A 3,554-nucleotide genomic window follows, 5' to 3' on the forward strand; every position below is an offset into this window, starting at 1 on the left:
GACGAAGTAGGAAACATGGACCGTGGGGACTGCTTAGTCAGAATTGCCAATACGCCTGCTTTTTATGCCAAGAAGTATGACCCCTTCAAGCACCCCAACTGGCAGTATCTGGCAGATGAGGAAGGTGTCGACTGGTGGTGGGAACCAGACCTTTCCTTGACAGGAGAATCACCGCTTGATTTACAAGGTCACCGAGTGCGAAACCTTAGTCAAGACCCTAGCTTTACCGCAACACTAAAACAGAAATGAGGAAAATCAATGATACAAAACTTACCAAAATTAACCTATGGTGTTGATGCCAGTGCCATGTTTGCCCAAGCTATGTCCCTGCTTCAAAAGGGACTGGTAGCGACAGGAGCCTTTCTTGTCGTGATTGGAGTTATTAACCTCGCAACTAACATCAAAGACGGCGGACCAGGTGTCCGAAATGCCATCTTAGAGATTGTTGGTGGGGTGATGGTCGGAGCCGCAGGGGCCTTTGTGACCCAAATTACCATTTAAGAAGGAGACAAGCAATGTGATGAACAAGAACTTCCCCCAGCTGGTCTTTCTAGTCTCAGAAAAAGTCTCCTCAGATAGTCTCTTTGAGGGCTTCTCGCTGGATTTAGAATCAACCGCTGATTTGGTCAAATCCTTAGCCGATTATAATCCAACCGTCTGGTCCTATATGACAGCTGTAACAGAACAAGTCATGCGTCCGATTGGTGTGGCCATCTTATCACTTGTCTTAATCCTAGAGTTTTCAAAATTGGCCAAGAAAATTGCCAGCTCTGGTGGAGCCATGACCATTGAAGCCATTGCACCTATGATTGTTAGCTTTATCATGGTGGGAGTGGTGATGGCTAATACCACAGTGATTGTGGAAGCCATATTGGGTTTAGCAGGTCATGCCCTTTCTCGAATTGCAGGAGTAGTTGCCCAAGGCGGTCAAACCTACGATACCCTATCAGGACTGAAAGGTTCAGGTACAGTCGGTAAGATGATTATTGCCTTTTTCGCCCTCTTGATTTGGCTGGTCAGAATGGCAAGTGCCGCCGTGGTCAATCTCATGGTGACCATTCGTTTTATACAGCTTTACCTCATGCTTCCTTTTGCCCCAATCACTCTCCCAACCTTCTTGAGTGATGAGTGGCGTAGCGTAGGGATTGGCTACCTGAAAAACATCATAGTTTATGGTATCCAGGGTATTCTCATTTTCTTGATTGTGTCCCTATTACCACTTTTTGAATCGGCCGGTAAGATTGCGGTCTCAAATGGGGCAGGAGCAGGTGAGGCTCTAGCTATCATGTTTGGGAGCTTTGTCCAAGCTATTCTGCTTATTATCGCTCTGGTTGGTTCACAACGAACAGCCAGAAGTATTTTAGGCATGTAGGACGAATTTTCGCCATCTGAACAGGATAACGGAGTAGAGGTTCTGCTCCGTTTTTGTAACGAATATCTTTGTTATGGAGGAATATTGAATGAACACCCGTGTCTTTAAGGACATTTCAAAATACCAGCACCGAGCTTGGTTAGGTTTTACCACAAGGCAGGTCATTTTTGTCTTGCCATCTTTAGCTATAACCATTCTAGTCCTAGGACTCAATCTCTTTTTTTGGCAGTTTGGGGACTGGTTTGTCTATGGCTTTACGGGGAGCTTCACCCTTCCCTTGCTTCTATTTGGGGTCTATCGCCCCAATCACCTAGCCTTTGAACATTACCTGCATTACCGTTTAAGGTTTGCCCTTACTATCCCTGTACGTACCCTAACTGGAAAGGAAAATACCCATGCGAAACCTACTAAAACCATCAACGAAATCCAAGCTATCTGCGACTGATAAAAAACGCCAAAAGGCTTTGCGTCAAGAACTCCAACCAACAACCGTCAATACCATTGCTTACCAAGGCTTGTTTGAGAATGGCCTCATGCAAGTCACACCTGACTATTATTCCCAAAGCTATCTTTTAGGTGATGTCAATTACCAGACCGTTGGTTTAGATGAGCGTGCCCTCATTGTGGACAAGTATTCGGACATGATTAATGCCCTAGATGACCGCACGCATTTTCAGCTAACTCTCTTTAATCAAAGGGTCAACCTAGATAAGTTCCGTTCAAGTGTTCTTTATCCCTTACATGGTGATGGCTACAACCATTTCCGTGAAGAATTGAACCAAATGATGAACAAGAACTTGGAGAATGGAGAGAATAATTTTAATACCCTAAAATTGATCACATTTGGCAAATCAGATAGTTCCGTTAAACAGGCCCATCGCTCCTTATCCCAAGTTGGGGAATATGTTAAAAATGGTTTAGCTGAGATTGATTGCACCTTCAATCGCTTAGAGGGAGAGAAGAGGGTTAATCTACTTGCGGATATGCTTCGAGGAGACAACCATCTGCCATTTAGCTATAAGGACTTAGCTCTGTCAGGTCTAACGACGAAACACTTTATTGCCCCACAAAGTATGTCCTTCAAGCACAAGGATTACCTAACGATTGATGAGCGTTACTTGCAGGTGGTCTATGTCAGAGATTATGGAACGGAACTGGGGGATGGTTTTATCCGTGATCTCATGCAGGCGGACAGGGAAATTATCATCAGTTTTCATGTCAAAGGGTCGCAAAAATCAGAAGCCATGACCAAGGTTAGAACTAAGAAGACCTTGATGGAATCCCAGAAAATCGGTGAGCAACAAAAGATGGCTCGTTCAGGTATCTACTTGGAAAAAGCTAGTCATGTCCTAGAAACGACCATTGATGAAGCGGACGACCTTCTAAATACCATGACCAAGACAGGGGATAAACTCTTTGAGACGGTTTTTCTGATTGGACTTTTAGAAGATAGCCAAGAAGCCCTCAAAGAAGCTCTGAATGATATGCGACAGGTCGCTGGCTCTCACGACTTGATTATTGAACCCTTGCCCTATATGCAGGAAGCAGCCTTTAATAGTCTTCTACCTCTTGGGAAGAACTTCTTAAAGGGCATTTCTCGAAGTCTCTTGACCTCCAATATCGCCGTACAATCTCCTTGGACCTCGGTGGATTTGCAAGACAAGGGTGGAAAATATTATGGCATTAACCAGATTTCAAACAACATCATCACCATTGACCGCAAGGCTCTCAACACCCCGTCTGGTCTTATCTTAGGAACATCGGGGTCAGGTAAGGGGATGGGAACCAAGCATGAAATCACAACTACCAGGCTCAAAGAGGTGGATGATAAAACAGAGATTATCGTGGTTGACCCAGAAAATGAGGTGCGACAAGAAGTCGTGTTGTAAATTGCTAGTTTAGCTACTCTATCCATTTGGAGTAATCCTACCACAGCCTGCTTGACTGGTAACGGTCATGTTGGGAAGCCTGTGGGACAATATGGAAAGTCTGATAGCCTAAATCAGATGGACTGTTAGGATAAGAATACTATGGTGAACAGACGTGAATCATCGCAAGAGTCGTTACAGGGACTAAGTGAAATAAGGCTGACACACTTACACCAAAAGGTACGGAGGAGGTCATTGGGGCTTTCGTAACCTGATGACAAATGGACATATTCTTCCCGGCTCAAAGATGGCAC

4 protein-coding genes and 1 pseudogene are annotated in these 3,554 nt (G+C 44.6%); all 5 read left to right on the forward strand.

The annotated features are described in order from the left end of the window. A pseudogene (locus ACVRZH_RS09860) lies at positions 1 to 249 on the forward strand (VirD4-like conjugal transfer protein, CD1115 family); the annotation flags it as partial. Between the two features lie 9 nt (positions 250 to 258). Beyond that, the gene (locus tag ACVRZH_RS09865) at positions 259 to 501 is read left to right on the forward strand and encodes a hypothetical protein (protein ID WP_447455109.1); all 243 of its coding nucleotides are present in this window, start codon (positions 259 to 261) and stop codon (positions 499 to 501) included. A gap of 19 nt (positions 502 to 520) precedes the next feature. After that, complete coding sequence (locus ACVRZH_RS09870; protein ID WP_447455110.1) at positions 521 to 1,372, forward strand: VirB6/TrbL-like conjugal transfer protein, CD1112 family; 852 nt, start codon at positions 521 to 523, stop codon at positions 1,370 to 1,372. A gap of 88 nt (positions 1,373 to 1,460) precedes the next feature. Continuing rightward, the gene (locus ACVRZH_RS09875) at positions 1,461 to 1,817 is read left to right on the forward strand and encodes a PrgI family protein (protein WP_447455111.1); all 357 of its coding nucleotides are present in this window, start codon (positions 1,461 to 1,463) and stop codon (positions 1,815 to 1,817) included. After that, complete coding sequence (locus ACVRZH_RS09880; protein WP_447455112.1) at positions 1,768 to 3,261, forward strand: VirB4-like conjugal transfer ATPase, CD1110 family; 1,494 nt, start codon at positions 1,768 to 1,770, stop codon at positions 3,259 to 3,261. The genes ACVRZH_RS09875 and ACVRZH_RS09880 overlap by 50 nt, the downstream gene beginning before the upstream one ends. The last annotated feature ends 293 nt before the right edge of the window (positions 3,262 to 3,554 follow it).

The sequence above is a fragment of the Streptococcus fryi genome (genome assembly GCF_053206505.1).

What these genes read in the sequence shown, in the direction of transcription:
- ACVRZH_RS09870 (WP_447455110.1), top strand. Translation starts at nt 521, where the DNA reads ATGAACAAGAACTTCCCCCAGCTGGTCTTTCTAGTCTCAGAAAAAGTC.
- ACVRZH_RS09880 (WP_447455112.1), top strand. Translation starts at nt 1,768, where the DNA reads ATGCGAAACCTACTAAAACCATCAACGAAATCCAAGCTATCTGCGACT.
- ACVRZH_RS09865 (WP_447455109.1), top strand. Translation starts at nt 259, where the DNA reads ATGATACAAAACTTACCAAAATTAACCTATGGTGTTGATGCCAGTGCC.
- ACVRZH_RS09875 (WP_447455111.1), top strand. Translation starts at nt 1,461, where the DNA reads ATGAACACCCGTGTCTTTAAGGACATTTCAAAATACCAGCACCGAGCT.